Annotated in this window: 4 protein-coding genes and 1 pseudogene; 1 reads left to right on the top strand and 4 read right to left on the bottom strand. The window is 64.6% G+C overall.

Annotated elements, in window-relative coordinates:
• Positions 1-52: 52 nt before the first annotated feature.
• Complete coding sequence (locus tag JOZ76_RS28140; protein ID WP_291704231.1) at positions 53-1,168, bottom strand: amidohydrolase family protein; 1,116 nt, start codon at positions 1,166-1,168, stop codon at positions 53-55.
• Positions 1,165-2,250 carry an amidohydrolase family protein gene (locus JOZ76_RS28135; protein ID WP_291704229.1) on the bottom strand — a complete coding sequence of 362 codons (1,086 nt, stop codon included), beginning with the start codon at positions 2,248-2,250 and terminating at the stop codon, positions 1,165-1,167. The genes JOZ76_RS28140 and JOZ76_RS28135 overlap by 4 nt, the downstream gene beginning before the upstream one ends.
• A gap of 146 nt (positions 2,251-2,396) precedes the next feature.
• Between JOZ76_RS28135 and JOZ76_RS28130 the strand changes: the two genes are divergently transcribed.
• Entirely contained in the window at positions 2,397-2,882 is a 486-nt protein-coding gene (locus JOZ76_RS28130; RefSeq protein WP_291704227.1) for a CinA family protein, read from the top strand.
• Between the two features lie 132 nt (positions 2,883-3,014).
• On the opposite strand, the gene JOZ76_RS28125 is transcribed toward JOZ76_RS28130, so the two are convergent.
• Entirely contained in the window at positions 3,015-4,349 is a 1,335-nt protein-coding gene (locus tag JOZ76_RS28125; protein WP_291704225.1) for an HlyD family type I secretion periplasmic adaptor subunit, read from the bottom strand.
• Positions 4,346-4,631 (bottom strand): annotated as a pseudogene (locus JOZ76_RS28120) (type I secretion system permease/ATPase); the annotation flags it as partial. The pseudogene JOZ76_RS28120 and the gene JOZ76_RS28125, both read right to left, overlap by 4 nt.

The raw sequence follows: 4,631 nt of genomic DNA, 5'->3' as shown, positions 1-4,631 counted from the left end.
GCTGCCCGGCGGCAGTTCCTCGACGGAGGCAACGACGTGACGCGTCATATTGTCAGGTCTTCGCGAGCCCGTAGAGTTTTAGCGCGTTGCCGAGATAGAAGGCGTCGCGGTTCTGTTCGCTGACGCCCGCCGGCAGCACGCGCGAGGGATCGTCAAAATCCCAGTGCGGATAGTCGGTCGCAAACAGCAGCCGGTCCCAGCCGATCCAGTCGATCACCTCGAACAGGTGATCTCGGCGCTCCGGGTCCTCCATCGGCTGCGTCGTCCACCAGACATGCTCGCGGATATAGTCAGACGGCGGACGCTTCAAATGCGGAACCTCGGCTCCGAGCCGCTGCCAGGCCCGGTCGAGCCGCCACATCAGCGACGGTGCCCAGCCAAAACCCGCTTCGATCATGACCGCCTTCAGCTTCGGGAAGCGCTCGAACACGCCTTCCAGCACCAGGCTCGCCAGCACCGCCTGCTGGCACTGCGAGTGGCCGACCATCTCCTCGATGTAATAGCTCGGCCAGCCCGAGGCCGTGATCGGATTGCCGCCATAGCCGAAGGCGTGGATGCCGATCGGCAGGCCGGCCTCTTCCGCCGCCTCGTACACGGGCCAGTAGCGACGCTGGCCGAGCGGCTCGGTGTTGCGGCTGAGCAGCAGCACCTGGACGAAATTCTTGTCACCCGCGCGCTTGCGGATTTCCTTCGCCGCAGCCGGTCCGTCCTCATTGGCGACGACGACCGAGGCCTTCAGGCGGGAATCCTTCGACGTCCACTTCTCGATCTGCCAGTCGTTGATCGCAGCGCAGACCGCGATGGCGAGGTCCTGATTGCGCAGCCCCTGGCCGGTGCCGAGCGGATTGAGCACGCCGACGGCGACATTGTTCGGGTCGAGATGCTGCTTCTGCATGAAGGACAGCGACGAACCCTGCGGACCGCCTTCCGGCGGATAGGCATCGCGTCGCGAGGCATTCGGCTGCCCCTTCGGATAAGGCGGGCCGATCATCATGCCGTGATAGGGGCCGGCGCCGATCGTTTCGAGATGCGCATGCCAGCGCCTGGCGAGGTAAGGATAAAGCTCGGTCGGCGTCGCCCGCGAGGGATGGACATCGCAGTCCGCGATCGCCGTTTTGATCGCCACGGAAGGCGCCTGATCCGGACGCTCGCGAAGCTGGATGTTCATGGCGTCGTCTCCTTCACGGCAGCCTGCTTCAGCCGGGGATAGGTTGCATGCGGATTGTCGATCATGATCTTGCGCACGAGATCGTCCGACAAGCCCACAGGCAGCACCGCATCGCCTTCGAACTGCCAATGCGGATAGTCGGTCGAGAATAGGAGCAATTCGTCGGACTGCATATGGTCGAACAGGCGGTTCAGCGTTGCAGGATCGCCCGGGGCATCGACCGGTTGCAGGGAAAAGCGGATATTGCTCTGCACAATCTCTGCCGGAGCCCGGTCGACCCACGGTGTTTCCATGCGCAGGCCGCGCCAGAATTTTGTCAGCCGCCACAGGAACGGCGGCAGCCAGGTGAAGCCCGATTCCAGCATCACCATTTTCAATTTCGGATACCGCGCGAACACGCCTTCGACGATCAGGCTGGTGAGCTGCTGCTGGAACGCCTGGGCCTGCGCGACATGGTCCTCGATATGGTAGGAGCCCCAGCCGACAGATGTCGGCGGATTGTGATAGGCGCTGCCGGCGTGGATGCCGATCGGCAGGTTCAGCCGTTCGGCCGCGGCGTAGATCGGCCAATAGGCCCGCTTGCCGAGCGGCATGTCGCCCATCACGAGCATCAGCACCTGGACGAAGCGCGGGTCCTCCGCGCAGCGCTCGATTTCAGCGACCGATTGTTCGACGCTCTGGACCGGGATCACGATCGAGCCGCGCAGCCGCGGCTCGCGGTCGAGCCACTCCTTCGCGAGCCAGTCGTTGAGCGCGCGGCAGAACGCAACCGCCATGTCTTCGCTGAAAACCATCTGCACGCCGTAAAGCGGATTGCAGATGGCGTAACGGACCTTGAAAGGATCGAGCGCATGCGCGCGCATGTCCTCCAGACGCGACCCGGGCTTGCCCTGCGCCGGGCGCCAGTCCGGCCGCGCCGAGATCGGCGAATTCTGCGGGTAGGACTGCGAGACCAGGTCGGTCATGCCGCGCGTCGTGACCTGGTCGCGCCAATAATCGTCGAGATAGGGCAGAAGACTGGTCAGATGCGGGACAGCGGGGTGCAGGTCGCAATCCACGCCGCCCGCAATTGGCTCCGTCATGAGATTCGTTTCCTCTGCGATCCCAGCACTTCGCGCGCCGCTTATTTCTCACCTATTCAAGCAGGCGCAGCCGCACCGCGCAACTCGGCAAGCTGTGCATCGCCGTGCTAGGACATCTGCCAAAACTCTCTGGCCGGAGCAAAAAGATGAAGGAACTCGTTGGCATTGCGGAGCAGATCGCAACGCGTCTCGTTGCGCGCAAGGAGACCATTGCGGTCGCAGAATCATCGAGCGGCGGATTGATCTCGGCGGCGCTGCTTTCGGTGCCCGGCGCGTCAAGCTATTTTCTCGGCTCCGCCGTGGTCTATACGCGCGATGCGCGGCGCATTCTGATGGGCATCGGTGACGCGGAGATGAAGGGCATCCGCTCCGCCTCGGAGCCTTACGCCAAACTGCTGGCGAACCGCGTTCGCGACCGTTTTGCGACCCATTGGGGGCTGTCGGAAACCGGCGCGACCGGCCCCACCGGCAACCGCTATGGCGATGCCGCCGGCCATTGCTGCCTCGCCATCGCGGACGCGGAGACGCGCGTCATGATGCTGGAAACCGGCAGCAACGACCGGCTCGCCAACATGCACGTGTTTGCGCAGGCGGCGCTGAATCTGCTGCTGCAACGTTTATCTGAACGGTAGGGTGGGCAAAGGCGCGTCTTCGCGCTGTGCCCACCGTCCAAATTCTCAAGTGTGTCAGATGGTGGGCACGCTGCGCTTTGCCCACCCTACATCTACATCGGCAGCTTCGCTCTTCGGTTGCCGCAATGATGCTCACTTCTCGCGGAACGCGCGCATCAGCTGGTCGTGCAGCGGCTTCATCAGATAGGACAGCATGGTGCGGTCGCCGGTCTGCACGAAAGCCTCGACCGGCATGCCGGGAATGAGTTTGACATCGCCGAGGCGCGCGATCTCCTCCGGCGGCATCGAGACGCGGATGGTGTAGTAGCTCTGGCCGGTGCGCTGCTCGGTAGTGACGTCGGGCGAGACACGGCTGACCACACCGTTCAGCTCCGGCGTGGTGCGCTGGTTGAAGGCCGACAGCCGCAGCAGCGTCTTCTGGCCGACCTGCAGCTTGTCGATATCGTGCGGATTGACCTTGGCCTCGACCTGCAGATCATCGGTCTGCGGCACGATCAGCATGATGGTGTCGCCGGCGGTGATCACGCCGCCGACCGTGTGCACGTTGGACTGTTCGACCACGCCGTCCTGCGGCGCGCGGATGTCGATGCGCCTGAGCTGGTCCTCGGCCGTGACCTTGCGCTCGACGAATTCGCCGATCTTGTCCTTGGTCTCGCGCAGATCCTTGGAAACCTCGCTGACCACGTCCTTGTCGACCTGGATGATCTGCAGCTCGGTCTCGGCGATCTTGCCCTTGGCCTGCGCGCGCGAGGCGATGTATTGCGCGCGCTCGCCGTTCAGCCGCGCCGCATCGCGCTCCAGCGTTGTCATCCGGGAGATCTGCACCAGGTGCTGATCGTAAAGCTGGCGCACGCCGTCGAGCTCCTTCTCGACCAGCGCGATTTCCTGGTCCTTGGCCTTTTCCTGCGCGGAGAGGCCCGCGATCTCCTCGTTCAGCTGCGTGATCCGCTCGCGCAGCTGGGCCTTCTGCCCGGCGCGGCCGTTGACGCGGACGTCAAACAGCTTGATCTCGCTCTTCATCAGGTTGTAGACGTCGGGATCGTTGGTCCGCTCCAGCAACTCCTGCGGGAAGATGATGCCGTCGAGCCCGCGCTGCTCGGCCTCGAGCCGCGCGGAGCGCGCCATTTGCGCGTCGAGATTCTTGACCACGATCGCAAGGCTCGCCTTGGTCACGGTGTCATCGAGCCGCACCACGATATCGCCGGCCTTGACCACATCGCCGTCATGCGCACGCAGCTCGCCGACCACGCCGCCGGTCGGATGCTGCACCTTCTTGACGTTGGACTCGACCACGATCTGGCCCGGCGCGATCAGCGCGCCCGAGATCAGCACCGTCGAGGCCCAGCCGCCGAGGCCGACGGCCAGGAACAGCACGATTCCGATGCCGAGCATCAGGTGAAACCGGATCGATGCCCGCACCGTCTTGGTCGCGGCGGGCTTCGTCCCGCCAACCGTCATCGTGCTCATGCTTTGGCCACTCCGCCTTCGCTGACGACCTTGATCGGCGCCGGCGGCGCGACGCGGGGCTGCAGCACCTGGGCGAGCACCTGCTCCTTCGGACCGAAGGCCTGCATGCGGCCATCCTTCAGCACCAGTACCTGGTCGACCGCCTCGACGCCGATCGGGCGGTGCGCCACCACGACAATGATCGCGCCGCGCTCGCGCGCGCCGCGGATCGCGCGGGTCAGCGCCTCGTCGCCTTCGGTGTCGAGGTTGGAATTGGGCTCGTCCAGCACGATGAGGAACGGA

This window comes from Bradyrhizobium sp. (genome assembly GCF_019244115.1).
GTDB lineage: Bacteria > Pseudomonadota > Alphaproteobacteria > Rhizobiales > Xanthobacteraceae > Bradyrhizobium.
This window is presented reverse-complemented; position numbering and strand designations above follow the sequence as displayed.

Coding starts and splice junctions, on each gene's coding strand:
- JOZ76_RS28140 (WP_291704231.1), bottom strand. CDS start 1,168: ATGAACATCCAGCTTCGCGAGCGTCCGGATCAGGCGCCTTCCGTGGCG.
- JOZ76_RS28135 (WP_291704229.1), bottom strand. CDS start 2,250: ATGACGGAGCCAATTGCGGGCGGCGTGGATTGCGACCTGCACCCCGCT.
- JOZ76_RS28130 (WP_291704227.1), top strand. CDS start 2,397: ATGAAGGAACTCGTTGGCATTGCGGAGCAGATCGCAACGCGTCTCGTT.
- JOZ76_RS28125 (WP_291704225.1), bottom strand. CDS start 4,349: ATGAGCACGATGACGGTTGGCGGGACGAAGCCCGCCGCGACCAAGACG.